Here is a 25,367-nt window from a genome sequence, read left to right on the forward strand (position 1 = left end):
GAGAGTGATCGCATGATGCCCATTCGACACATCAGGTCGTGCGCAGCGGCCGCCGTCGTTGCGCTCGCAACGATCGGCAGCGCGCGCGGCAGGCTGCATGAAGGGCGCGGTGGTGGGCGGTGTCGCCGGCCACTACGCGGGACATCACGCCGTGGTCGGTGCAGTCGGCGGCTGTATCGTCGGCCACCACATGGCGAAGAAGCACGAGCACGAGATGGCGGCGCAGCGCAAGGCCGCCGCGCAGGGCGTGCAGCCGGCGCAGTAAGCGCGCTCACCGGCGGAAACGGCGCGACAGCGCCGTTCCCGCCTTTCATATTGCTTCGTCCGACGACGGCCGGCCGCGCATTCCGCGCACGCATCCGGCATGTCGCACATTGATCCGACGAATGCGCGTCACGCGCACCGTTACGATCATTTACAACGTCGAGTCGCGCGGAAATCGCGTGTTCCTAGAATGCAATCATCCGAACACGCTTCAGGGAGCAAACAATGAAAACGCAACGATATCTGTCCGTACTGGCCGCCGCGCTCCTCGCACTCGGTGCCGTTTCCGCGAATGCCGCGGCCGGTGGCAACGGTGGGGGCAACGGCGGTGGTCACGGTGCTGGCGGCATGGGCGGCAACGCCGGCGGCATGTCCGGCGGCCACATGAGCGGCGAAGCGCTGAGCAACTCGAACGGCTTCCGCTCGGGCGACCGCGACAAGGGCCTCGCGCGTGCAGCCGACCGCTCCGACACGATCGCCGATCGTGCAGGCACGCAGCCGGGCCACGGTCATGGGCACACGCACGGCCATACCGCGCATGCGTCGACGTCCACGCATCACGCACATCGCAACGCGTTCGGCCGCACGCTGTAACTGCGGCGCACGCATGGGGAGGAAGGGCGCTTCGGCGCCCTTTTTTCATGGCGGTGGCGAAACGGAGGTGTCGCGCGCCGGCGTCGCATCGACCCCGATTTGCAACCAGCGATAACGACGCGCGCGAACCGGCGAGCGATACGAATCGCTTTCATTCGGATGACAAACGGATTCGCCGTAATCGGATCGATGAAATGAAAAAAGGGCGGCTCGTCGCCGCCCTTCGTTTCAGCGTCCCGCGCCCGCCAGGGGCGCGACGGCTGCAACCGGCTCGAACAACGCATCGGCCTGCCTGACGCGCACGAACCGCGCGGCCTCTCCGCCGTCCACCAGCGCACGGAAATGCGCCTCGCCGCACACGAGCTTCGCGCGCTCGTGCTCGCTCGTCACGTCGCCGTCGGCATTCGGCGTATCGACGACGAAATACAGCCGCTCGCCGCCGTCCTGCTCCGCGAGCACCGCCCAGTCCGGGTGATAGCTGCCGAGCGGCGTCGGCACGCGGAACCACGCGGGCAGCTTCGCGTACAGCTTCACGCCGTCGTGCGCTTCGAGCGCATCGGCGAACGCACGCTCCGCGTCGGTCTCGCACACGACGGCCTCGTGGATCGACTTCCGCGCATCGGGCCGCAGGTTGCGCAGATAGCCGGTCAGCGCCTCGCTCTCGAACGACTCGAGCGCATGTACGTGGCGCTCGCCAAGCTTGCGGTACGCGATGCCCGCAACCAGCGCGAGCCGCTTGCAGCGGTTGATCGCATCGGCGGCCAGCGCGATGAACTGCTGCGGATTCACGCGGAAGTCGTCGAGCCGGCCGCTGTCGGCCAGAATCGTCGCGAGAGAGCGGCGCGTGAGCTGCGTGCGGTCCTGCAGTTCGGTGAGCAGGTCGGGAAGCGGCAACTCGCCTTCGTCGATCAGCACCGTGCCGGCGCCCGCCACCTCGATCGCCTCGATGCCGGCCTTGCCGATATCGATCTCGGCCTTGCGCCACTGCAGCCGTGCGCGCGCGATGTCCGGCGCGTCGCGCAGCGCGGCCGTGCAATCGCGCACGAGCTTCGCGTTGTCGAACTCGACGCTGTATACGGTGCGATGGCGGATGCGGTCCCACAACGCCCGGAAGTCGTCGCCGAACACGACGGCCTTGCCCGATGCATCGCGCCGCAACGCGATCGCGCGACGCTCGTCCGCATTGCGCACCGCGAAGCGGCCCGACAGCTTGCGCAGCGTCGCGACGATGGGCGCGCGCAGCGACTCGAACGCGTCGGGCAGCACGAGCGCGCTCTGGCGCAGCGCATCCTTCAGCCGGTCGAGCACCTTGCCTTGCGCGTCGACGTAGCCCTGCTCATGCAGATGCGTCCACAGCGTGCGCGACAGCTCGATGCCGAGCGCGTGCGCGGGCCCGTCGCCTTCCTGCACCGGCAGTGCCGCGAACTGGTGCTCCTCGACGATCCCGAAACGGATGCCCGTATCGGCCTCGATTTCCTTCTGCAGGTTCTCCGCGAACGACTCGTAGCGTTCGGTCGCGATCACCGTGAGCGTGTTCACGCCCGGGTCGCGCACGCGTTCGCCGTCCTGGTCGACCGCGAGGCGCAGCCCGCGGCCGAGCGTCTGGCGGCGCTCGCGTTCGGTCTGGATGTCGCGCAGCGTGCAGATCTGGAACACGTTCGGGTTGTCCCAGCCCTCCTTCAGCGCCGAGTGCGAGAAGATGAACTTCAGCGGCGTGTCGAACGACAGCAGCGCTTCCTTCTCGCGCATGATGAGGCCGTATGCGCGCTCCGCGTTCTCGCGCGCCGCGGCACTGCTTTCGCTCGTGTCGGTCCAGCCGCCCTTGCGGTCGATCGAGAAGTAGCCGTTGTGCGCGCGCTCGACTTCGAGCGCGACGTCGACGCCGTCGAACAGCGCACGGTAGGCCGGCACGCGCGCCGCGCGCGCATATTCCTCTTCGAAGATCAGTGCATAATCGCCCTTCACGGGCATCCCGTTCTCGTCGTAGCGGCGATAGCGCTCGACCGAATCGACGAAGAACAGCGACAGCACCTTCACACCACGCTCGGCCAGACGCAATTCCTTGTCGAGGTGCTCGCGGATCGTGCGGCGGATCATCTCGCGCTGCACGGCGAGCGTGTCGATGTCGCCGAATGCCTCGCCGAGCGACAGGAACGCCTCGCCTTCCGGATGGCGCAGCTCGACGTATTCGGCACCCTTCACCGCATGCACTTCGCCGATCCGCAGCCCCGCGTACAGCGCGCGCTTGGTCAGGCGTTCGAGATCGTCGCCGTCGGTCGCCGACACGATCTGGCGCTTCACGCCGGCCGCGGTCGCGACGTCGAGCTCGATGCGCGCGCTGATCGCGCCGCGCCGGTTCGACACGCTGACAAGCCGCACGTACGGCTTGTTGTGCGCGTCCTCGACGATCGCCGACGCGATCTCGATCTGCTTGACGAGCTTGCGCTCGTACGCGTCGACCGCGTCGAGCCGGTACACCATGTGGTGGCGGTCGACGTGCGTCGCCGAATAACGCAGCGTGCAGAGCGGCGCCATCGCGGCGAGCGCTTCGCGCCCGCGCCCCTCGAGCCCGCCGTCGACGCTTTGCGGCTCGTCGACGATCACGATCGGCCGCGTCGCGCGGATCAGGTCGATCGGCTTCTCGCCGCCGGTCTTCTCGCTGTCCTTGTAGAGGTTGTTGATCTCTTTCTTGTTGATCGCGGCGACCGTCATCACCATGATCTGGATCGCCGCGCTCGCCGCGAAGTGGCGCACCTGGCCGAGCTTCGCGGAGTCGTACAGGAAGTAGTCGTACGGCACGCCCGCGTACAGCGCGCGGAAATGGTCCTCGGTGATCGAAAGCGTCTTGTGCACGCCTTCCTTGATCGCGATCGACGGCACGACGATCACGAACTTCGTGAAGCCGTAGCGGCGGTTCAGCTCGAAGATCGTGCGCAGGTACACGTAGGTCTTGCCGGTGCCGGTCTCCATCTCGACGGTGAAGTCGCGTGAGCCGGGCAAGCCGGACGGCGGCAGCCCGCCGCGCAGCTGCACGTCGGCGAGATTGCGCGCGAGCGCGTCGTCGGTCAGCGACAGCCGGTTGCCGACGCCTTGCTCCGACACCGCGAAGCCGAGCGAGCCTTGAGCTGCCGCCGTGGTGCCGGGCGCGGCGTTCGCGAGCACGCTGAAGTCGCCGCGATACGATTCCTGGCCGCGAAACAGGTCGCAGACGGCGTCGATCGCCTCGCGCTGGTAGTCGAGATCCGCTTCGAAATGCAGCCGCATCACAGGCTCCGCACGCGCTTCACGCCATGCTGTTCGAGCAGCGCGGCGAGATTGAGCTTCGCGACGTCGTCGACGAAGCCGCTGTCGCGGAACAGGCACGTGACATCGCGCGTCGCGCCGGTCGCGTCGAGCAGTTCGACGATGCCGTCGGCGAGCGGGCCCGCGTCGTCGCGCGAAATGCGCGCATCGAAGCACGCGACGATCGAGCGGCCGATCAGGTGCACGGTCTTGCCTGCGATCGGGTGATGCTCGACCGGCGTGCACAGGTCGAGGCCGAGCTTCAGCGTCAGCTCGGCGAGCAGGTCGTCCTCGCTGCGGCCGGTCTTCACGTGCTCGACGGACGCGAAGAGCGCATGGTCGAAGTCGTCGCGGCGCGGATCCCACTCGATCACGTTGGTGGTGTCGAGCCGGTACACGCGAAAGCCCAGGTCGCCATAGCTTTCCGGATAGTCGCGTGCCACTTGCTGGGCCGCGCGGCGCAGGCGCTCCTTCGTGATTTCGGCGAGCGTCGGCGGCTTCTTCAGCTTCGCGCAGAAATCGGCGGCCGCCAGCTGCGTCTTGTCGCGGCGGTCGAGTGCCTCGGGCAGTTGCACGAGGATGTAGCGGCGTGCGCCGCCGTCGGTCGCGTTCACCTGCATCACCGCGTGGCCGGTCGAGCCGGAGCCGGCGAAGCAGTCGAGCACGATGTCGTCGCCGCGCGTGCACCAGCCGATCACGGCCGCCGCGAAATCGACCGGCTTCGGCTGGTCGAACGGGATGCCGAGCGTCTTCAGCAGCGCGTCGTCGGAGCCGGCGAACGGCAGCACCGACGGCACGTTCTCGTACATGTTCTCGTCGAGGTAGTAGATCCGCTGCGGCTGCGTGGTTTCATCCGGACCGAATTCGATCTGGCCGCGCTCGATCAGCGCCTGCATCGTCGCGGGCGGGTTGCGCCAGCCGCGCGCCGGCATCGCGCACGGCTTGCCGGTGACCGGGTGGATCAGCGGCGTGAAATACTCTTCCGGCGCCTTCTTCTTGTTCGGCCATGCCATCGACACGAGGCGGTACACGCGCCCGTCGGCCGACAGCCGGTCGTACATCACCTCGCCGCCCGACAGGTTGGTCTGCGCCTTCATCCATGCGCGGTAGGCCTTTTGCGCATCCTTCACGTTGCCGCTGCGGTACACCGCGTCGTGCGCGGCATCCAGCATGCGCTGCGCGTTGCGCTTCGGGCGCCTCAGCGGCGCCTGCTCGAGCAGCGTCTCGGCGTTGCGCGCGAACAGCACCAGCGATTCGTGCTGGTACGCGACGCCGCGCGCATCGCCCTTCGGGTTGCGCTTGTCCCACACGGCCACCCCGAGCTCGTTCTCCTCGCCGAAGATCTCGCGCAGCATCAGCACGAGCGCATGCACTTCATGCTCGTCGATGTGCACGGCGATCAGCCCTTCGTCGGACAGCAGCGCGTGCGCGAGCTTCAGGCGCGGATACATCATGTTCAGCCAGTCGGTGTGGAACCGGCCGTTCGCCTCGGTGTTGGTGCTGCGCTTCACGCCGCCTTCGGTCTGGCCCGTCATCGCCAGGTAGTGGCGGATGCTATCGCTGAAGTCGTCCGGATAGACGAAATCGCTGCCCGTGTTGTACGGCGGGTCGATGTAGACGAGCTTCACCTTGCCCGCGTAGCTCTTGTGCAGCAGCTTCATCACGTCGAGGTTGTCGCCCTCGATCACGAGATGGCGCGTGTCGTCCCACGCGACGCTGTCGCCGGGGCACGGACGCAGCGTGCCCGTCGACGGCGTGAGCGCGGCCTGGCGCGCGCTGCGCTTGCCGTGCCAGTGGAAGCCGTAGCGCTCGTCGGCGTCGCCGACGGTGCGCTCGCCGACCAGCGCCTTCAGCACGTCGACGTCGACCGACGCGCCGTCCGGGCCTTCGGTCACGAGTTCGGGGAACAGCGCCTTCAGGCGCGCGACGTTGTCGGCGGTGAAATCCGTCGACATCGCCTGCGGGCTCGCCGCATCGAGTTTCTGCATCGTTTTTTCCATCGGAGCCCGGCCGTGTGCGCCAGGACGTCGGGCGCACTCACGGCACCGGCGGCAATGGCCACCCGGGCAAACCCGAAACGCTAGCGAGTCGGTCGGCGCAGGTCAAGCACCGATGTGAGGCGATCGTGCGGGCATCGGCCGCGATCGCCCGTCCGACGGGCCGCAAGCGGCTTCGGGCCGGGTTGTCGCGGCGCCGCGCACATGGGGCCTCCGGGATACCCCGCACCGGCCGAAAGCGACGAAAAAAGGGCACGTTCAGCGCAATGCGCCGGCGTGCCCGCATGGAGAATCCCGAACGAAGGGTACGGCCGGGGCGCGCCCCGGCCGCGGGGTCAGAAACGCGTGCGGATGCCCGAGGTCAGTTCGAGCTGGTTCTTCGCGCCGAACGTCGACGACACCGTGTAGCCGCCATGCAGCTTCATGTAGTCGCCGGCCAGGTACAGCTCGGTGCGCTTGCTCAGGTGATAGAACACCGACCCGTAGATCGTCTCCTTGAAGCCGTTGCCGACGCCGTTCGTCAGGCTGAACGCACCGAGGTTCGCGTTCGGCACGAAGCCGTCCGAGTTGTACGCGGCGTTCTTGACGCGCATCTGCTGGTAGCCGAGCTCGTAATCGAGCGGGCCCTTCGGCGCGATCTTCATCGACACGGTCCACGAATCGTCATGCCGCTGGCCCAGCGAGCCTTGGTCGCCGTTGTAGCGGAAGTAGCCGGCATTCAGGCGCACGATGCTGAACGCGTAGTTGCCGCCGACGGAGAACGTCTGGTTCGTGAAGCCGCCGTGATTCACGTGGTTGTAGAAGCCCGACACGGCGAACGGCCCACCGTTGTAGCCGAGCGCGACCTGGTACGCGGAGCCGGTCGCGAACGCGGTCGAGTTGCTGAACTGGTAGCCGGCGCTCGCGAAGATGCCGTTGCTGAACAGCTTCTTCCACGCGAGGCCGTTGTTGTAGCGCGTGCCGGTCGGGCCGGCCGCGTAGAAGATCATCTGCTTGAAGTTGTTCGAGTTGGTCCAGCCGCCTTCCTCGGTCGTGAGCTTCGCGGAACCGTACGCGTCGCCGTAGATCGCCGATGCGTCGCGTGCGATCGTGTTCTGGAAGCCGGCCGTCAGCTTGCCGAAGCGCTCGTCCTCGACGCCGACCCACGCGTCGCGGTCGAAGATCTGGCCTTCGTCTTCCATCTGGCCGTTCGCGACCACGAATTCGCTTTCGAGGCGGAAGATGATCTTCGTGCCGCCGCCGATGTCCTCGGCGCCTCGCAGGCCCCAGCGGCTGCCGCTGAACCACGGTTCGCCTTCGTTGCCCATGCCGATCACGTGATTGCCGTTCGCGTCGGCGTGGGTACGATAGGTCGGAAAGCTCAGGTCCATCAGGCCATAGAGCTGCACGCTCGACTGCGCGTGCGCCTGGGTGCCGGCGCACAGGCCTGCCGCCGCGATGAAAAGGGCAAGGGTTTTTCGTTTCAAGATCGTCTCCTCCGAGCTGCCGCATTGAAATCTGTTCGTTGGCAGTACGTAATGTATGCCGGTTGTTGCCGGCCACAGCGAGGGGGCCGGCGTGTAGCATCGTAGAGGGTGCAATCCTTCTCGCCGCTTTCCTGGAGGAAAGAATCGGATCGGTGAAAACACCGAACGCGCAATAATCGTGAATCGGGCAGGCGGGCGAACGCGAGCCTGGCCGGCAGCCAGCGGCTGCCGACACGTTACGTGCTACGAATCGAACCTGGAGGCAGGCCCGTCAGTCCTGCGCGTTCTTCTCGCGCAGGATGTAGCCGAGCCCGCGCAGCGTGATGATCTCGGCCGTGCTGCCCGCGAGATGCTTGCGCAGCCGGTGGATGTAGATGTCGATCGCATCCGCGCTCGGTTCGTCGTCGAGCGCGAACACGCTGTCCATCAGCCGCACCTTCGACACGGTCTTGTTCTGCTGCAGCATCAGCGTCTCGAGAATCGCATGCTCGCGGCGACGCAGCGCGAGCACCGCGCCCCCGCAACGGAATTCGCGCGTGCCGAACGCGTAGACGAGATCGCCGCACACAAGCTGCGTCGTGCCGACGCCGGCCTGCCGGCGGATCAGCGCGCGGATCCGCGCGACCAGCTCGCGCGACTCGAACGGCTTGACCACGTAGTCGTCGGCGCCCGCGCCGAAGCAGTCGACCTTGTCGTCGACCGAGCCGTGCGCGGTCAGCATCAGCACCGGCACGTTGTCGTTGCGGCGCCGCAATCGCGCGAGCACTTCCTTGCCGCTGATGCCCGGCAGCCGCATGTCGAGCAGCACCGCGTCGTAGCGTTCGGTCTTCAATACCGTGTCCGCGCGTTCGCCGTCGCCGACGCAGTCGACCGCGAAATCCTCGCCGCGCAGCAGGTTCACGATCCAGTGCGCGAGTTCGGCGTTGTCTTCGACCAGCAGGAGTTTCATGGCGACATCTCTTCAGGCGTATGCGGGCAGCCGCACGGTCACGACGATACCGCGATTGCCGGGCCCCGGCGCGAGCGACGCGCTGCCGCCATGCGCCTGCGCGATCTCGCGGACGATCGCGAGGCCAAGGCCCGAGCCTTCGGTGTCGGCCGACACGCGGTAGAACCGCTTGAACACGTGCGGTCGCGCTTCGGCCGGAATGCCGGGGCCGTTGTCGACCACGTCGAACACGACGGCGTCGCCGTCGCGCCGCGCGGCGACCGTCACGCAGCCGCCAGGTTGCGTATAGCGCACCGCGTTGTCGACAAGGTTCATCACCAGCGCGGTCAGCAGGCTGTCGCTGCCCGCGACGTCGAGCCGCTCGCCGAGATCGGCGCCGAGATCGATGTCGCGCTGCTGCGCGAGCACGATCGTTTCCTCCAGCACGCTCGACACGACGGCGGCGAGATCGACGCGATGCGTGAGCAGCGTCGGCGGCGTCGCTTCCGCGTGCGCGAGCAGCAGCAGCTTGTTGGTCACGTCGGCCATCTTGCGGCTGCTGCGCTGCATGCTGTCGAGCACCGACGCGAGCTCCACATCATTGTGCTCGCGCTGCTGCGCGTACTGGATTTGCGTGTCGAGAACGGCGATCGGCGTACGCAGCTGGTGCGCGGCATCGGCGATGAAGCGGCGCTGCGTGGCCGTATGCGTATTGAGCCGCGCGATGCACTGGTTGATCGCGTCGACGATCGGCCGCAGCTCGTGCTGCAGCCGCTCCGGGCGAATCGGCTCCAGTTCCATCGGCCCGCGGTCGGCGACGTCGTCCTTCAGCTTCATCAGCGGGCGCAGCTCGAGCGTGAGGCCCAGATAGACGAGCACGACCGCGAGCACCAGCATCAGCGACAGGCGCACGAGTTGCGGCCGCCAGATCGTCGCGATCATCGCGTCGTACGAGCGCGTCGTCTTCGCGACGACCACCGTGACCGTCTCGATCTTGCCCTCGTTGTACAGCTGGCGGTCGTAGACCACCGCGCGCAGCGGCACGCCGTCGAGCGCCGTGTCGTACAGCGTCGGCTCGATGCCGTGCCGTTCGGGCAGGGCGAGCGCCGGATTGCCGGCGAGCAGGCGCTCGCGGCTGTCGACCACCTTGTAGTAGACCGAATCGGCCGACGGCGACTCGAAGATCTCGAGCGCGGCGGGCGGCACGTCGGCCGCCAGATAGCCGTCGCGCCATTCGACGTCCTCGCCGATCGTGCGCGCGGACGCGACGAGCGCGCTGTCCTGCACGAGCCCGGCGGTGGTCCGCGCGGTGTCGTACGACATCGCGCCCGCGATCAGCACGAACACCGCGAGCGGCAGCAGCAGCCACCACAAGAGCCGCCCGCGCAGGCTGTGCGCCATTCCTTCTCCTCAATGCCGAACCGCGCCGGGGCAACCGGCGCGGCTCTGGCGTGTCATCCGATGCGTGCGCTGCTCAGAACGCGGCGGGGCGCCACTTGAGCAAGCGCTTCTCGAGCCAGGTCAGCAGGTAGTCGGCGGCCAGCGCGACCACGGCCAGCACGATCATCGCCGCGAACACGCCGCTCGCGTTGAACGCGCCCTGGGCGGTGGAGATTAGCAGGCCGATGCCCTGCTTGGAACCCAGGAATTCGCCGACGACCGCACCGACCAGTGCGAAGCCGAAGCTCACGTGCAGGCTTGCGAGAATCCACGAGAGCGCGGACGGGATCACGACCGACGTGGTGATCTGCCGGCGCGACGCGCCGAGGATCTGCGCGTTCGCGATCAGGTAGCGGTCGGCTTCGCGCACGCCCTGGAACGCGTTGCCGAACACGACGAAGAACACCATCACGACGGCCAGCGCGATCTTCGACGCCATCCCGAGGCCGAGCGCGATCACGAAGATCGAGCCGAGCACGACGCGCGGAATCGAGTTCGCAATCTGGATGTAGAGGCCGAACACGTCGGCCATCAGCTTGTTGCGGCCGAGCACGATCCCGCAGATCACACCGGCGACCGAACCGATCACGAAGCCGATGCCGGTTTCCTCGAGCGTGACCCATACCTGCGTGAGCAGCGGCCCCTGCGACGTGCCGTTCGCGAACCAGTCCTGGAGCTGCGCGAAGATCAGCGTCGGTTGCGAGAAGAAGAACGGATCGATCCACTTGAGCCGCGCGGCGAGTTCCCAGCCGCCCAGCACGAGCACGAGCACGGCGATCCGCAGGCCGATGATCAGTTGCCGGCGGCGACGCAGCCGGGTTTGAGCGGCGCGCGACTCGTCCTCGAGGGACGTTGCCGGAATGGCGGTGGGGGGAAGCGTCATGTCGGTCATGCTCCTGTCCTGTCCTTGCTGCTGTCAGCCGATCTGCACTTCTTCGCGCAGGTCGTGCCAGATGTCCTTGGAAATTTCGATGAAGCGCGTGTCGTAGCGAATCTCCGACGTGACGCGCGGGCGCGGCAGGTCGATCTCATACACGCGCTTGAGCGTCGCGGGGCGCGCGGTCAGCACGAACACGCGGTCGGCGAGCGCGATCGCCTCCTCGAGGTCGTGCGTGACGAACACGACCGAGCCCTTGTTCGCGGACCACAACTGCAGAAGTTCGTCCTGCATCAGCGTGCGCGTCTGCATGTCGAGCGCGGAGAACGGCTCGTCCATCAGCAGGATTTCCGGCTGGTTGATGAAGGTCTGCGCGAGCGCGACGCGCTTGCGCATCCCGCCGGAGAGCTGATGCGGATAGTGTTTCGTGAACTTGTCGAGGCCGACCTTGCGGATCCATTCCTCGGCCTGCGCGTACGCGACGTCCTTCGAGCGCCCGCGAAACAGCGGGCCCGCCGCGACGTTGTCGATCACGTTGCGCCACGGGAACACGGCGTCGGCCTGGAACACGAAGCCGATGCGCGGGTCGATCCCGTCGACCGGGCGGCCCATCACGCGCACCTCGCCCGACGCCGGCTTGAGCAGGCCGGTGATCAGGTTCAGCGTGGTCGACTTGCCGCAGCCGGTCGGCCCGACGATCGCGATGAACTCGCCGCGTGCGACGCTCATGCTGAAGTCGCGCAACGCGACGGTGGCCTTGCCTTCCGGCGAAATGAAGCGGCACGACACATTGCGAAACTCGATCGCCGGTGTGCTCGGGGAAACTGCCTGATTCATCGCATTCGTCCTGCGGGTGAGGAGGGCGCCGCATCGTGGCGACGCCGGGCCGGTCAGCCGGGCCGGAACGGGGAACGCGCGACGGCGGGATCGCCGCCGCCGGCGCCTGTACCGATATCGATTACTTCGCGTTCACGAAATCGTTGGTGTAGGTGCGCGCCAGGTCGATGTGCTTGCCCTTCACCGACGGGTTGAATGCCGAGAGCACCTTCAGCACGGTCGCCGGGCCGTCGGCCGGCATCTTCGCGTCGACCGTGTACATCGGCAGCGACGCCTTCAGCGCGGACACGTACAGCGCCTTGTCCTTCTGGTAGTCGGCCGGCATCTTTGCGGCGATCTCCTCCGCGCTGTGCGTGTGGATGAACTGCATCGTCTTCGCGAATGCGTGCGCGAGCTTGGTGGCCTCGGCCTTGTGCGAATCGGCCCACGCCGACTGCACGTACAGGCTCGCGGCCGGATAGGTGCCGCCGAGCGCGGCGCGCGTGCCGTCGACGGTGCGCATGTCGACGAGCACCTTCGCGTCGCCCATCTTCTCGAGCGCGGACACCGTCGGCTCGGTCGTCATCCCGGCGTCGATGCGGCCCTGCTTGATCGCGGCGATGAAGCTCGCGTCGGCGCCCACCGGCAGCATCGTGTACTGCGTCGACGGCACGCCGTGCGCGAGCGCGAGGTATTGCGTGAGGAAGCTCGTCGACGAGCCGAGGCCGGTCACGCCGAGCGTCTTGCCTTTCGCGTCGGCCATCGACTTGAAGGTGGGGGCGGCCTTGGTCGACACCATCTCGACCTCGCCCGGCACCTGGCCGAACACGGCGATCGCCTTCACTTCCTTGCCTTTGCTCTGCAGGTCGATCGTATGGTCGTAGAAGCCGACGACGCCCTGCACGGCGCCCGCCAGCAGTTCGTTCTCGGCATCGACGCCGGCCGGTTGCGACAGCAGTTCGACGTCGAGCCCTTCGGCCTTGAAGTTGCCGAGCTCCTGCGTGAGCCGCGCGGGCAGGTAGATCAGCTTCGCGATCCCGCCGACCATGATCGTGATCTTGCCGCCGTCGTCGGCGAAAGCGGGATGAGCGGCGAGCGCGCAGCTCAGGCTGGCTGCAACGGCGAGGGTGCGGAGGATGGGTCGCATCGGGGTCGTCTCCTTCGTTGTGTTCGTATGGCGCGATGCTTGCTGCATCGTCATGACGAGTATAGGGAGGCGAAACCTTCCGCAACCTTTCGTGAGCTGGCGATTCCTTTAGGGGTTTTCCAGCAACGAAGGGCCGGAACAGGCGGGAAACGGGGCGGGACGCGCTCAGCGCCAGCCGAGCAATACCCGCCCCATCGCATCGAGCCCCATGTCGAACAGGTGCGACACGAACGGCACGAGGTTCGGGATCATCAGTTGCACGAGCAACAGCCCGACCAGCATCGTGACCGGAAAGCCGATCTGGAAGATGCCGATCTGCGGCGCCGCGCGGTTCAGGATCCCGAGCGCGAGGTTCGCGATCAGGAGCGCCGCGACCACCGGCAGCGCAAGCAGCAGCCCCATCTCGAACACGGTCGCGCCGAATGCGGCGACCGTGCGCCAGCCGGGCGCGTGCAGCAGGTCGGCCGACACCGGCAGCGACTGGAACGATGCGGCCAGCGCCGCGAACACCTGCAGGTGGCCGTCCACGGCAAGGAACGCGAGCATCGCGATCGCGTTCAGGAAACGGCCCATCGCCGGCGTCGCGCCGTTCGAATGCGGGTCGAAGAAGGTCGCGAAACCGAGTCCCATCGACAGGCCGATGAAGTCGCCGGCCGCCTCGACGGCCGCGAACACGATCTGCATCGTGAAGCCCATCGCCACGCCGATCAGGAACTGCGTGACGACGATCCAGATGCCCTGCGCGGAGAACACGGTGACGGCCGGCATCGCGCCGAGGGTCGGCGCGACGACCAGCGCCATGAACGCGGCGAGGCCGATCTTCACGCGCACGGGCACCGCCGCGTGGCCGACCATGGGCGCCGTCGCGACGAGCGCGAGCATCCGCACGAACGGCCACAGGAAAGCCGTCAGCCATCCGTTGAGCTGCGCGTAGGAGACCGAGAACATCGCGGAGTAAAGGAGCCGGGCGCGCGGCTCAGCCAGCGCCGAGCGTCGCGACGTGCAGCAGCGTCTGCCGCAGGTAGTCGAGCATCGTCGTCAGCATCCACGGGCCGGCGATCACGAGCGTCGCGGCCACCGCGAGCAGCTTCGGGATGAACGACAGCGTCGATTCGTTGATCTGCGTCGCGGCCTGGAACAGGCTCACGACGAGGCCGACCGCGAGCGCGACCAGCAGCAGCGGGGCAGCCAGCAGCAGGCCGACCATCATCGCCTGGTGCGCCAGCGTCATCACTTGTTCGGGCGTCATCGCGCGCTTCCTCCGCTTACGTGAAGCTCTGCGCGAGCGAGCCGATCAGGAGCTGCCAGCCGTCGACGAGCACGAACAGCATCAGCTTGAACGGCAGCGACACGGTGGACGGCGACACCATCATCATCCCCATCGACATCAGCACGCTCGCGACGACCATGTCGATGATCAGGAACGGGATGAAGATCGTGAAGCCGATCTGGAAGCCGGTCTTCAGCTCGCTCGTGACGAACGCGGGGACCAGCAGCGACAGCGGTACGTCTTCCGGGCCCTGCATCGGCGCGGCCTTCGAAATCTTCGCGAACAGCGCGAGATCGGTCTCGCGGGTCTGCTTCAGCATGAAGCCCTTGAACGGCGCGACGCCGCGCTGCACGGCCTGCTCCATCGGCATCGCGCCGTCGGAGAACGGCTTGTAGCCGTCGGCGTACGCGCGGTCGAGCACCGGCGACATCACGAAGAAGGTGAGGAACATCGCGAGGCCGACCAGCACCTGGTTCGGCGGCGTCGTCGCGGTGCCGAGCGCCTGGCGCAGCAGCGACAGCACGATGATGATGCGCGTGAAGCTCGTCATCATCAGCAGCATCGCCGGCAGGAACGACAGCATCGTGAGCAGCAGCATCGTCTGCACGCTCAGCGAATAGGTGGTGCCGCCGTTCGGGCCCGGGCTCGTGTTGAACGCGGGCAGGCCGGCCGCCTGCGCGCATGCGAGCGCGGGGGCGAAGCCGAGGATCAGCACGGGCGCGAGGCGCGCCGCGTGACGCAGGAATTCGTGTTTCATCGAGATGCGAATACGGAAAGAGGGCGCGACGCCATGTCAGCGGTCCTTGCCGCGCCCGAAGCGCTTCGCGGCTTCGCCCGCGAGCGCGTCGCGAAACCGCGCGCCGAACGTGCCGCTCTGGCCGCGTTCGTCCGATACGGCCTGGGCGGAGGCGTCGGCAGACGCCGGCGCCGTCGTGACCGCCGCCGAGCCGGCCGGCAGCGTATGCAGCAGCCGCACGTTGCCCGGTGCGACGCCGAGCACGAGCCAGGTATCGCCGATCTCGACGATCGTCGCGCTTTCCTTCGCGCCGAGCCCGACGCTCGACACGACCTTCAGCGGGCCGCCGCGCCGCGCGGGCTGGAAGCCGAAGCGGCGCGCGAGCCACGCGCAGCCGAACACGAGGCCGATCACGACCGCGAGCCCGACGAGCGTCTGCAGCACCGCGCCGACGCCGAGCGACGGCACGGCCGAGCCGACCGTCACGCTCGACGCGATGGCGCCGGCGTTGTTCACCGCGTTCATGTCGGCGGCGCCGGCCGGCGCGCAGACGAACGACGCGACGATGGCCAGCGCCGCCAGGCTCGGCCAAGGATGCACGCCGCGGCCGGACTTCATGACGGTCACCGATTCAGCTTCCGGATGCGTTCGGCCGGCGTGATGATGTCGGTCAGCCGGATGCCGAACTTGTCGTTGACGACCACGACCTCGCCCTGCGCGATCAGGCAGCCGTTCACGAGCACGTCCATCGGCTCGCCGGCGAGACCGTCGAGTTCGACGACCGAACCCTGCGCGAGCTGCAGCAGGTTGCGGATCGCGATCTTCGTGCGGCCGAGCTCCACGGTCATCTTGACCGGGATGTCGAGAATCATCTCGATGTCGTTGTGCGTCGAGCTGGCCGCGGCCTTCGACAGCGGCTGGAACACGCCGGCGCCGGTCGCGCCCGCCTGCACCGGCTGCTGGTTCTGTTCGGCGAGCGCGGCGGCCCAGTCGTCCAGGCCCGATTCCTCTTCCGCCGCGGCGGGCGCCGCCTGCACGTCTGCGGCCGATTCCGCGAGTGCCGCGTCGGCGAGCGCCTGCGGGTCGAGTTCGGGCGTCGGGTTCAGCTCACTCATATCCACCTTCCTTCATCGTGTCGCCCGCGCTGATCATCTTCTGCACGCGCAACGCATATTGACCATTGAAAATGCCGTAGCCGCATTCCATCACCGGCACGCCATCGACCTTCGCGGTGATCGTGTCCTCGATCTCCAGCGGCAGCACGTCGCCCGCACGCAGGTTCAGGATCTTCTCGAAGGTCGACGGGATCTCGGCGAGATCCGCGCTCAGCTCGACCTCGGCCGACTGCACCTGCTGCGACAGCACGCGCACCCAGCGGCGGTCGACCTCGAGCGCCTCGCCCTGGATCGGCGACGCGAGCACGTCGCGGATCGGCTCGACCATCGAGTACGGCATGCAGATGTGCAGCGTGCCGCCCGTCGGCCCGAACTCGATCGAGAACTGCGTGACGATCACGATCTCGTTCGGCGTCGCGACGTTCGCGAACTGCGTATGCATCTCCGAGCGCACGAATTCGAACTGCAGCGGCCGCACGCTCTTCCACGCGGTCGTGTAGTGCTCGAACACCAGGTTCAGCAGCTTGCCGATGATCCGCTGCTCGGTGGCCGTGAAGTCGCGGCCCTCGACGCGCGTGTGAAAGCGCCCGTCGCCGCCGAACAGGTTGTCGACGACGAAGAACACGAGGTTCGGGTCGAACACGAACAGTGACGTGCCGCGCAGCGGCTTCACGTGCACCAGGTTCAGGTTCGTCGGGATCGGCAGGTTGCGGGTGAACTCGCTGTACTTCTGCACCTTCACCTGGCTCACGGAGATTTCCGCCGTGCGCCGCATGAAGTTGAAGATGCCGATCCGCAAGAGGCGCGCGAAGCGGTCGTTGATGATCTCGAGGCCGGGCATCCGGCCGCGGACGATCCGCTCCTGCGTCGCGATGTTGTAGGGGCGGACGCCCGACGTGTCGCGCTGCTCGTCGACTGAATCGGTTTCGCCCGTGACGCCCTTGAGGAGGGCGTCGACCTCCTCCTGGGACATGAACTCCTGGTGGCCCATGCGCGCTCCTTGTCCGGCCGCGTTATTGGACGACGAATTCGGTGAACAGCACGTCGTCGACCTTCGCGCGCTGGTTGCCCGGCTGCGTCGGCTGTTCGATCAGCTCCCGCAGTTCCGTCGCAAGCGAACGCTTGCCGTCCGGCGTCGCGAGATCCTCGGGATGCTTGTTCGACAGCGCGAGCAGGATCCGGCTGCGGATCTCCGGCATGCGCGCGGTCAGCTGCTCCTGCGCCTTCGGGTCGGTGAGCTTCAGCGACAGGCCGACGCGCAGGTAGTGCTGCACGCCGTCGTCCGACTGCAGGTTCACGGTCAGCGGGTCGAGCGGGAAGAACACCGGCGCGGCAAGCGGCGCCGGTTCGGCGGGCGCGCTCGCATGGCCGACGCCTGCCTTGCTCAGGAACACGTACATGCCGCCCGCGGCGGCGGCGGCCGCGCCCAGCGCGATGACGGCGATGAGCGCGATGCGCTTGAACTTGCCGGACGAAGCCGGCTTGTCGGCGGTCGGGTTTGCGGTCGTGGAGGCCATGTGAGTGCGTGCGTGATGTCTCGTAGCATGCATTGTTCGGCATCCGGGCCGAGCCCGATGGGCGGAAAAGAGGGGGGAATTGCGGCTATCTCAGCCGATTGTCGGCCGGGTGTCGGCTCGATGCAGGGCGGGAACGGCGGGGCGAGGCGCGGCCGGCGGGCGCCGGGGCAGCGAGGCGGAGCGGGCTGACAGCGGCGCCCGCCCGCGCATCGTCAGATCGGCAACAGCGACAAGAGCGGCGCGATCAGCACCATCGCGACGCCCGCGATCATCATGGTGAGGCTCGACACGACGCCTTCCTCGCTGCCGATCTCGCGCGCCTTCGCGGTGCCCACGCCGTGGGCGGCCGCGCCGAACAGCGCGCCGCGCGCGAGCCGCGTGCGCATCGGCACCAGCGCGAGCACGATTTCGCCGAGCAGCATCCCGCAGATGCCGGTCGCGATCACGAAGAGGGCGGTGAGGTCCTTCGGTGCATGGATCTTGTCGGATACGGCGAGCGCGAACGGGGTCGAGACCGAGCGCGTCATCAGCGAGCGCTGCAGCTCGGGCGACAGGTGCAGCAGCTTCGCGAGCAGCAGCGACCCGCATACGCCCGCGCCGATCCCGACCGCGACGCCGACCGACAGCGACAGCCAGTGGCGGCGGATCAGGTCGCGGTACTCGTAGATCGGCACCGCGAACGCGATCGTTGCCGGGCCGAGCAGCCACATCAGCCAGCGCGTGTCGCGGAAGTAGACCGAATACGGGATGCCGGTCAGCAGGACCAGTAGCACCAGCACGCCAGGCACGAACACGAGCGGCGAGAACAGCAGCGTCTTCCTGTACGCGTAGAGCCGCTTCGACACGAAATACAGGACGACCGTCAGCACGAAGCAGCCGACGGAGATCGCGGTATTCACCTGGTCGGCGGACAGGTTCGACAGCAGCGCAGGCATCCCGGGCTCCGGCTCAGTGGGCGGTCACGGCGGCGAGGCGCGCGCGGCGGCGCTCGGCGAACACGCGCTGCGCGGCAAGCCGGCGTTCGAGCTTCGCGGCGAGGTCGACCGCCACCGCCACCGCGACCATCACGAATGCGGTGCCGGCGAGCATGACCAGCGCGATACGCCAGCCGTCCTCGCGGAACAGACCGCCGTACTGGACGGCCGCGACGGCGGCCGGCACGAAGAACAGCAGCATGTCGGACAGCAGCCAGTTCGCGCCGTCCTTGACCCACGCGGGCGCGACGCGGCCCGAGAACAGCAGCGCGAGCAGCACCGCGAGGCCGATCACGCCGGACGGCACCGGCAGCCCGACCGCGCGCACGGTCCAGTCGACGGCCATCCACAGCACGCCAAGCGCGGCGGCCTGAAGCACGATCCGGCCCGTACGCGCAACGTTGCCCGAAGCGGCAGGGCGGGCGGCGGCAGTGGCGATCGGCTTGTTCATGGCGGGCTCCATACAGGTATTTCGTCGATGGTGTGAGTATAGGGTTTCCCCTAACCATAAATAAAATGACTTGTCTCTATCCTTGTCATTCCAATTCGGAATTCAGTTGTGTTCGCTGCACCAATCTGGGGAGTGATCGATGGAATTGCGCGCGCTGCGGTACTTCGTCGAGGTGGTCCGTCAGCAGAGTTTCACGGCGGCCGCCGATCGGCTATTCGTCACGCAGCCGACCATCAGCAAGATGGTGAAGGCGCTCGAGGACGAGATCGGATCGCCGCTGCTGCTGCGCGACGGCCGGCAGATGGTGCTGACCGACGCGGGGCGGATCGTGTTCCAGCGCGGCCAGGATGTGCTCGCCGCGCAGGCGCAGCTGCAGTCGGAGCTGAAGGATCTCGGCACGCTCGGGCGCGGCGAACTGACGATCGGCATTCCGCCGCTCGGCGGGTCGCTGTTCACGCCGATCATCGCCGCGTACAAGCAGCGTTATCCGAACATCGAGCTGAAGCTGTTCGAGCAGGGCGCGCGGATGATCGAGGCCGCGCTGATGTCGGGCGAGCTCGAGCTCGGCGGGTTGCTGGAGCCGGTCGATCCCGCCACGTTCGAGCGGTTGCCGATGGTACGCGCGCCGCTATGGCTCGTCGCGCCGCGCGAGTCGCGCTGGGAGGACCACAAGGACGTGCCGCTCGCCGATCTCGCGCGCGAGTCGTTCGTGTTCTACGCGGAGAGCCTCGCGCTGCACGATGCGGTGCTCGACGCGTGCCGGCAGGCCGGCTTCACGCCGTCGATCGTGAGCCGCAGCGGACACTGGGATTTCATGGCGGCGCTCGTGCACGCTGGCGTCGGCATCGCGCTGTTGCCGGAGCCGTACTGCCGGCGGCTCGACGCGCGGCAGTTCACGTGCCGGCCGATCGTCGAGCCGGAAATCACGTGGGCGATCGCGCTCGGCTGGCTGAAGAAGGGTTATCTGTCGCACGCGGCGCGTGCATGGCTCGAGGTCGCGCGGGCGACGCTGCCGATCGCGTCGGGCGACGATCTGGCCTTCGGCGGATTGCTGGCGCGGGAGTGAGGCCGCGACGGAAGGGGAACGGGGGGAGGGGCCGGCGCGGCCCCCCAGCGCATTCAGTGCCCCATCGCCGGTCCCGCGCCCTTCTTCGGCTTCGTGATCCACACGAGCGCCGCGAGCGCGATGAACACCCCCGCCGACAGGTGGAAGAAGTCGTTGGTCGCCATCATGAAGCCTTGCTGCGTGACGAGCTGGTTGAGCTGCGCGTTGGCCGTCTGCCCGAGGATCCCGAGCTGCGCGAGCGCGCCCTGGTAGTCGGTCGTGTTTTGCGCATAGATGCTCACCGATTCCGACAGCCGCGCGTGATGGTAGATCGCGTCGTTCTCCCAGAACGTCGAGCTGGCCGCGGTGCCGATCGCGCCGGACAGCGTGCGCAGGAAGTTCGACAGCCCCGACGCGCTCGCGAGCCGCTCGTCGGGGATGCTCGACAGCGTGATGGTCGTCATCGGCACGAAGAAGCATGCGACGCCGATCCCCTGCACGAGCCGCGGCAGGATCACGTGGTTGAACGGCACGTCGAGCGTGAACGTCGAGTTCCAGACCGACACGCCGGCGAACACGATGAACGCGAAGCTCGCGACCATCCGCAGGTCGAGCCGGTGCATGTTGCGCCCGATCAGCGGCGACAACACGAGCGCGAGCAGCCCGACCGGCGCGGTCGCGAGGCCGGCCTTGCCGGCCGTGTAGCCCATCACCGTCTGCAGCCACAGCGGGAAGATCACGACCGAGCCGAAGAACGCCATGAAGCCGAACGAGATGATCATCGCGCCGAGCGCGAAGTTGCGGTCCTTGAACAGCGACAGATCGACCACCGGTTCCTTCTCGGTCGCCTCCCACACGAGCATGAACGCCAGCGATACCACCGCGATCAGCGCGAGCGCGACGATGAAGGTCGAGTTGAACCAGTCGCGGTCCTTGCCGAGGTCGAGCATCATCTGCAGGCACGACACGCCGATCACGAGCAGCGCGAGGCCGACCGCGTCGATCCGCTGCTTCGTCGTCTTCGTCTCGCGGCCGCGCAGCAGGAAGTACGCGCAGGCCGCCGAAAAGATCCCGATCGGCAGGTTGATGTAGAAGATCCACGGCCACGTGTAGTTGTCGCTGATCCAGCCGCCCAGCAACGGGCCGAAGATTGGCGCGACGATCACCGTCATCGCCCATAGCCCGAGCGCGAGCCCGCGCTTCGCGGGCGGATAGCTGCGCATCAGGATCGTCTGCGACAGCGGCACCATCGGCCCCGACACGAGGCCCTGCAGCAGCCGGAACGCGATCAGCGTCTCGAAGTTCTCCGCGAGGCCGCACAGCGCCGACGCGATCGTGAACGCAAGCACCGACAGCGTGAACAGGCGCACTTCGCCGACCCGCCGCGCGAGCCAGCCGGTCAGCGGCACCGCGATCGCGGACGCGACCGAATACGACGAGATCACCCACGTGCCTTCGCTCGTCGCGACGCCGAGGCTGCCCGAGATGGTCGGCACCGCGACGTTCGCGATCGACGTGTCGAGCACTTCCATGAAGGTGCCGAGCGCGAGCCCGACGGTGAGGAGCGCGAGCGCGCCGCCGGTCAGCGGCGCGGGTTCGGCGGCACGGGGCGCGGCGGATGCCGTGGTGGCGGACATCGGAATCTCCTAGACGCGGCGCGCGCAACGCGCCGGCACAGCGCACGGGCGCACGATACCGCGCGGCCCGGCTGGTTGGAACGGGTGAGGGAAGAGACGGAGCACGTGCCTTGTCATCTTCTGCCCAGACAGAGAAATAAGCGAATGCTTAACCTAGACATGGGGCCTCCGCACTCAGCAGTCCGGTTCGTCGGGCTTCGGGCAGCCGGTGTCGCCGGGCCCGTTGGCGATGAACCGCTGCAACAGGCCGGTGAGCAGCGCGAGTTCGTCGGCCGAAAAGCCGGCAAGCTGCGCGTTCAGCGCGGTCGCGATCAGCGACGGCAGCGCACGGGCCGCTTCGGCGCCGCGTTCGGTCAGCGTCAGCTCGATCACCCGGCGGTCCTGTTCGCTGCGCGAGCGTGCGATCAGGCCCTTGCGCTCGAGACGGTCGAGCATCCGGGTCATCGAGCCGCTGTCGTACGACATCTTGCGCGACAGCTCGAACGGCGTGCGCGCATAGCCGCGCGACAACAGCAGGATCACGCCGATCTGCTGCGCGGTGAGGTCGTACGGCTCGAGTGCGCGGTCCATTCGCTCGACGAGCGCCTGCCGAGCCTTGGTCAGGTAGTAACCGAGGCTCGTTTCCAGTGCGATGGTGTCGGGATCGTAGAGGCCGCCGTTCATGCGAATTGCGCGCGCAGCAATAGTGCGTTTCAGGTCAAAACGCGCCCAGTATCTTGAAAATTGATTGCTTAGTCAATATTATTTCAGGCAACCAGTTACGACGTGCATGTTGCACTGCCGGAGACGATGTTCTGACCGCTTAGCCCGCGCTGCCGGGCACCCGAGGATGTTCGCGATGCTGTTCCTGAAAAATGCCGCCGGCGCGCTGCGCCGCAACCTGACCGATACCGCTCATCATGTGTTCTCCGGGCCGCACCGCGGCTGGAAGATCGCGCTGTACGTGACGATGCTGGTGGTGCCGGGCGGATCGCTCGCGGCGCTCGGGTTCGCATGGTTCGATCATCGCCGGCAGCGCAACGCGAAGCACACCGCCCGCCGCACGAGCCAGCCGGCGGCAACGGAGCCGTCGACATGGCGGGCCGCCGCCGCAGAACCTGTGCCGGTGCCGGTGCCGGTGCCGGTGCCCGTGCACTGCCACTGACACCGCATCCCCCCCGTCACCCGGACTGAACGCCGGCTGCATCCCCGCGGCCCGGCGCCGTCCGCGCCGCATTCGTCGCCCGTCCCGCGCGCAAGCGATCCGTAATGACCGGTAAACCGGCCGGCCGCGCCGGTAACACATTCGTGCCGCCGCGCACCGTACCCTAACGGCTGCGCAGCTTTCCCGCCGTCAGTTACCATTTGTCCGCCAGCGGCACGACGACCGCATCGCGCGACGCCGCTCGCTGGCCATCGCGCCCAGACAGGAATACCACGATGCCGTACGCCCCCCTCCCGCGCGCCCTTCGCCCGCTGAGCGCCGCCGTCGCCGTTGCGACGGCCGTGCTGCTCGCCGGCTGCGCCGTCGGGCCCGACTATCACCGGCCCGACACGTCGATCCCCGCCGCCTTCAAGGAAGCGCCGGCTGGGTGGAAGGTCGCGCAGCCCGCCGACCGGACCGACCGCGGCCCGTGGTGGACGGTCTATAACGATCCGCAGCTCGACGCGCTGATCGGCAAGCTCAACACATCGAACCAGACCATCGCGCAATCGGCCGCCGCGTACCGGCAGGCCCGCGCGCTCGTCGCCGAAGCGCGTGCCGCGTACTTCCCGACCGTCGGGCTGACCGCGTCGGGCTCGCGCTCCCGCACGGGGCGCACGTCCACGTCGAGCACGTCGGGTTTCGGCAGCAGCTCGTCGATCAGCAATAGCTACAGCGTCGGTCTCGATGCGAGCTGGGAGCCCGACCTGTGGGGCAAGGTGAGCCGCAGCGTCAGCGCGCAACGCGCCGGCGAGGCAGCCGCCGCGGCCGATCTCGCGAACGCGCGGCTGTCGCAGCAGGCGCTGCTCGCGCAGACCTACTTCCAGCTGCGCACGTCCGATGCGCTGCAGAAGCTGCTCGACGACACCGTGAAGTCGTACGGCGAATCGCTGAAGCTCACACAGAACCAGTACGCGCAGGGCGTCGCCGCGCGCGCGGACGTGATCCAGGCGCAGACGCAGCTGCAGAGCGCGCAGGCCGCGTCGATCGACAACGGCGTCGCGCGCGCGCAGTACGAGCATGCGATCGCGACGCTGATCGGCGAACCGGCCTCGACGTTCTCGCTGCCGCCGAGCCCGCTCTCGGCGGAACCGCCGATCATGCCGGTCGACGTACCGTCCGCGCTGCTCGAGCGCCGGCCCGACATCGCGGCGGCCGAGCGTCGCGCGGCTGCCGCGAACGAGCAGATCGGCGTCGCGATCGCCGCCTTCTTCCCGACGCTCACGCTGTCGGCCACCGGCGGCTTCCAGAGCTCGGTGTGGTCGCAGCTGTTCACGCTGCCCGCGCGGTTCTGGACGGTCGGCCCGCAGCTCGCGGCAACGCTGTTCGACGCCGGCCTGCGCGCCGCGCAGACCGATGCCGCGCGCGCGACCTACGACCAGGACGTCGCCGCGTACCGCCTCGCGGTGCTCACCGCATTCCAGGACGTCGAGGACAACCTCGCGTCGCAGCGCATCCTCGCGCAGGAAGTCGACGTGCAGCGGCAGGCCGTCGACAGCGCCGAGCACGCGCTCGCGATCGTCACGAACCAGTACAAGGCCGGCACGGTCGCCTACCTGAACGTGCTGACCGCGCAGACCACCGCGTTTACCGCGCAGCAGAAGCTCGCGACGATCGGCGGGCAGCGGATGGTGTCGTCGGTCGGGCTCGTGAAGGCGCTCGGCGGCGGCTGGGATGCGTCGGACATGGCGCGCGAAACGGGCGACGTGGCTGCGCCCGCGCCGGTGCCGGCATCCGCAGCGGCAGCGCCGGCCGCAACCGCACCGTCGGCCGCCGCACCGCTCGCGCAGAAGTAAGACGGGAAAAGGCGAGCACGGCGCGCGCGTCAGCGCACCGCATCACCGAAGATCAGCGACACCTGGTTGTTGCCGATCGGATGGCCGAGCAGGTTCAGCAGCCCGGCGAGGTTCGCCTGCTGCTCGGGCGCCGCATGCGCGGTGCCGCGAAACGAACCCTGGCCGGGACCGAAGGTGCCGTGCCCGTCGAGGAATAGCGGGCCCTGCGTCGTCGACAGGTCGAGATCGGCGTCCGCCCCCTTCGCCTGCAGCACCGCTCGGTACGACCCGAGCGGCTTCACGCGCGACACGCGCGAACTCATCGAATCGATCGTCACCGTCAACTGGCCGAACGCGTTGTTGCCGATCATCCGCCAGTCGGTCCAGCGGAGCCGCACGTCACCCTGAAGGTCGAGCGTGTTGAATGGCGTGCCGAGCCCGGCGAGCAGCGACGCGGGCACGGCCATCGAGCCCGCCGACAGCACCGCGCCGCGCCACGTCGCGTCGAGCGTGACGGCCTCGGGCATCGCCTCGGTCTGCCGCATGCGCATCTGCACGCGCCCGGTGAGGAGCGGCCAGAAGCCCGTGGTCCACTCGACCCGGCCCGGCAGCAGCGTCGCCGCGCTCTGGTCCGCGCCCGGCGCGAGCATCAGCGTGCCCGAACCGTGCCACAGCGATCCGTCCGGATCCACGAGATTGACGTGCCCGCCGGTCGCGCGCGCGAACTGCGGTGCGATCCAGGCGGCAGGCGCGAGCGCGACGAGCGTCAGCGCCGTCGCAAGCGAGCCTGCCACCACCCACGGCAATGCGGCGACGAGCCGCCGGATCCCTGGCCTCATCGGCCGACCGTCGC

At 68.0% G+C, this 25,367-nt stretch carries 24 protein-coding genes and 1 pseudogene; 5 read left to right on the forward strand and 20 right to left on the reverse strand.

Features of this window, described 5'->3' with window-relative positions; genetic code table 11:
• The first annotated feature begins 12 nt into the window (after positions 1-12).
• Together WS66_RS12695 and WS66_RS12700 are read left to right on the forward strand one after the other, a co-directional pair.
• Positions 13-265 (forward strand): annotated as a pseudogene (locus WS66_RS12695) (hypothetical protein).
• Positions 266-489: 224 nt separating this feature from the next.
• On the forward strand, positions 490-858 hold the full coding sequence (locus tag WS66_RS12700; RefSeq protein WP_059602214.1) for a hypothetical protein: 369 nt from the start codon (positions 490-492) through the stop codon (positions 856-858).
• A gap of 228 nt (positions 859-1,086) precedes the next feature.
• Here the strand turns inward: WS66_RS12700 and WS66_RS12705 are convergent, their stop codons facing one another.
• From WS66_RS12705 to WS66_RS12785, 17 genes are all read right to left on the reverse strand, one after another.
• Positions 1,087-4,122 (reverse strand): type III restriction-modification system endonuclease, encoded by a 3,036-nt coding sequence (locus WS66_RS12705; protein ID WP_059602210.1) that lies wholly within the window; start codon positions 4,120-4,122, stop codon positions 1,087-1,089.
• Positions 4,122-6,140: a site-specific DNA-methyltransferase gene (locus WS66_RS12710; protein ID WP_059602208.1), complete on the reverse strand. Its 2,019-nt coding sequence runs from the start codon at positions 6,138-6,140 to the stop codon at positions 4,122-4,124. The genes WS66_RS12705 and WS66_RS12710 overlap by 1 nt, the downstream gene beginning before the upstream one ends.
• Before the next feature lie 332 nt (positions 6,141-6,472).
• On the reverse strand, positions 6,473-7,603 hold the full coding sequence (locus WS66_RS12715) for a porin (protein WP_059602205.1): 1,131 nt from the start codon (positions 7,601-7,603) through the stop codon (positions 6,473-6,475).
• Between the two features lie 271 nt (positions 7,604-7,874).
• Positions 7,875-8,552: a response regulator gene (locus tag WS66_RS12720; protein WP_059602202.1), complete on the reverse strand. Its 678-nt coding sequence runs from the start codon at positions 8,550-8,552 to the stop codon at positions 7,875-7,877.
• Between the two features lie 12 nt (positions 8,553-8,564).
• Complete coding sequence (locus WS66_RS12725) at positions 8,565-9,932, reverse strand: sensor histidine kinase (RefSeq protein ID WP_059602199.1); 1,368 nt, start codon at positions 9,930-9,932, stop codon at positions 8,565-8,567.
• Between the two features lie 73 nt (positions 9,933-10,005).
• Positions 10,006-10,863 (reverse strand): ABC transporter permease, encoded by an 858-nt coding sequence (locus WS66_RS12730; protein ID WP_108064675.1) that lies wholly within the window; start codon positions 10,861-10,863, stop codon positions 10,006-10,008.
• Positions 10,864-10,887: 24 nt separating this feature from the next.
• A complete protein-coding gene (locus WS66_RS12735) occupies positions 10,888-11,685 on the reverse strand; it encodes an ABC transporter ATP-binding protein (protein ID WP_027788757.1) in 798 nt (265 codons plus the stop codon).
• Between the two features lie 121 nt (positions 11,686-11,806).
• The gene (locus WS66_RS12740; RefSeq protein ID WP_059602275.1) at positions 11,807-12,811 is read right to left on the reverse strand and encodes an ABC transporter substrate-binding protein; all 1,005 of its coding nucleotides are present in this window, start codon (positions 12,809-12,811) and stop codon (positions 11,807-11,809) included.
• A gap of 165 nt (positions 12,812-12,976) precedes the next feature.
• On the reverse strand, positions 12,977-13,759 hold the full coding sequence (gene fliR / locus WS66_RS12745) for a flagellar biosynthetic protein FliR (protein ID WP_059602197.1): 783 nt from the start codon (positions 13,757-13,759) through the stop codon (positions 12,977-12,979).
• Between the two features lie 28 nt (positions 13,760-13,787).
• Positions 13,788-14,060: a flagellar biosynthesis protein FliQ gene (gene fliQ, locus WS66_RS12750; protein WP_006750427.1), complete on the reverse strand. Its 273-nt coding sequence runs from the start codon at positions 14,058-14,060 to the stop codon at positions 13,788-13,790.
• 16 nt (positions 14,061-14,076) lie between these two features.
• Positions 14,077-14,838, reverse strand: a complete 762-nt coding sequence (gene fliP, locus WS66_RS12755; protein WP_059602194.1) for a flagellar type III secretion system pore protein FliP — start codon at positions 14,836-14,838, stop codon at positions 14,077-14,079.
• Between the two features lie 36 nt (positions 14,839-14,874).
• Complete coding sequence (gene fliO / locus WS66_RS12760) at positions 14,875-15,444, reverse strand: flagellar biosynthetic protein FliO (RefSeq protein ID WP_059602191.1); 570 nt, start codon at positions 15,442-15,444, stop codon at positions 14,875-14,877.
• Positions 15,441-15,932 carry a flagellar motor switch protein FliN gene (fliN, locus tag WS66_RS12765; protein ID WP_059602188.1) on the reverse strand — a complete coding sequence of 164 codons (492 nt, stop codon included), beginning with the start codon at positions 15,930-15,932 and terminating at the stop codon, positions 15,441-15,443. Before fliN ends, fliO begins: the two co-directional genes overlap by 4 nt.
• Positions 15,925-16,923 (reverse strand): flagellar motor switch protein FliM, encoded by a 999-nt coding sequence (gene fliM / locus WS66_RS12770; RefSeq protein ID WP_059465946.1) that lies wholly within the window; start codon positions 16,921-16,923, stop codon positions 15,925-15,927. Before fliM ends, fliN begins: the two co-directional genes overlap by 8 nt.
• A 22-nt stretch (positions 16,924-16,945) precedes the next feature.
• Positions 16,946-17,482 (reverse strand): flagellar basal body-associated protein FliL, encoded by a 537-nt coding sequence (gene fliL / locus WS66_RS12775; RefSeq protein ID WP_059602185.1) that lies wholly within the window; start codon positions 17,480-17,482, stop codon positions 16,946-16,948.
• 179 nt (positions 17,483-17,661) lie between these two features.
• Complete coding sequence (locus tag WS66_RS12780; protein WP_059531328.1) at positions 17,662-18,384, reverse strand: LrgB family protein; 723 nt, start codon at positions 18,382-18,384, stop codon at positions 17,662-17,664.
• 13 nt (positions 18,385-18,397) lie between these two features.
• Positions 18,398-18,874, reverse strand: coding sequence for a CidA/LrgA family protein (locus WS66_RS12785; RefSeq protein WP_059602183.1), 477 nt, complete (start codon positions 18,872-18,874; stop codon positions 18,398-18,400).
• A 139-nt stretch (positions 18,875-19,013) separates the two neighbouring features.
• Between WS66_RS12785 and WS66_RS12790 the strand changes: the two genes are divergently transcribed.
• Entirely contained in the window at positions 19,014-19,940 is a 927-nt protein-coding gene (locus WS66_RS12790) for a LysR family transcriptional regulator (RefSeq protein ID WP_059602180.1), read from the forward strand.
• A gap of 53 nt (positions 19,941-19,993) precedes the next feature.
• Here the strand turns inward: WS66_RS12790 and WS66_RS12795 are convergent, their stop codons facing one another.
• Together WS66_RS12795 and WS66_RS12800 are read right to left on the reverse strand one after the other, a co-directional pair.
• Complete coding sequence (locus tag WS66_RS12795; protein WP_059602177.1) at positions 19,994-21,556, reverse strand: DHA2 family efflux MFS transporter permease subunit; 1,563 nt, start codon at positions 21,554-21,556, stop codon at positions 19,994-19,996.
• A 174-nt stretch (positions 21,557-21,730) separates the two neighbouring features.
• The gene (locus tag WS66_RS12800) at positions 21,731-22,219 is read right to left on the reverse strand and encodes a MarR family winged helix-turn-helix transcriptional regulator (protein ID WP_059531315.1); all 489 of its coding nucleotides are present in this window, start codon (positions 22,217-22,219) and stop codon (positions 21,731-21,733) included.
• A gap of 175 nt (positions 22,220-22,394) precedes the next feature.
• Here WS66_RS12800 and WS66_RS12805 point away from each other — a divergent pair, with 175 nt between their 5' ends.
• Entirely contained in the window at positions 22,395-22,700 is a 306-nt protein-coding gene (locus WS66_RS12805; RefSeq protein ID WP_082728934.1) for a multidrug ABC transporter ATPase, read from the forward strand.
• Between the two features lie 275 nt (positions 22,701-22,975).
• Positions 22,976-24,535: an efflux transporter outer membrane subunit gene (locus WS66_RS12810; protein WP_059602171.1), complete on the forward strand. Its 1,560-nt coding sequence runs from the start codon at positions 22,976-22,978 to the stop codon at positions 24,533-24,535.
• A gap of 29 nt (positions 24,536-24,564) precedes the next feature.
• Here the strand turns inward: WS66_RS12810 and WS66_RS12815 are convergent, their stop codons facing one another.
• A complete protein-coding gene (locus tag WS66_RS12815) occupies positions 24,565-25,353 on the reverse strand; it encodes a type II secretion system protein N (protein WP_059602168.1) in 789 nt (262 codons plus the stop codon).
• Positions 25,354-25,367: the final 14 nt, after the last annotated feature.

It is taken from the genome of Burkholderia sp. LA-2-3-30-S1-D2 (assembly GCF_001523915.2).
In the GTDB taxonomy this organism is placed as follows: Bacteria; Pseudomonadota; Gammaproteobacteria; order Burkholderiales; family Burkholderiaceae; genus Burkholderia; species Burkholderia diffusa.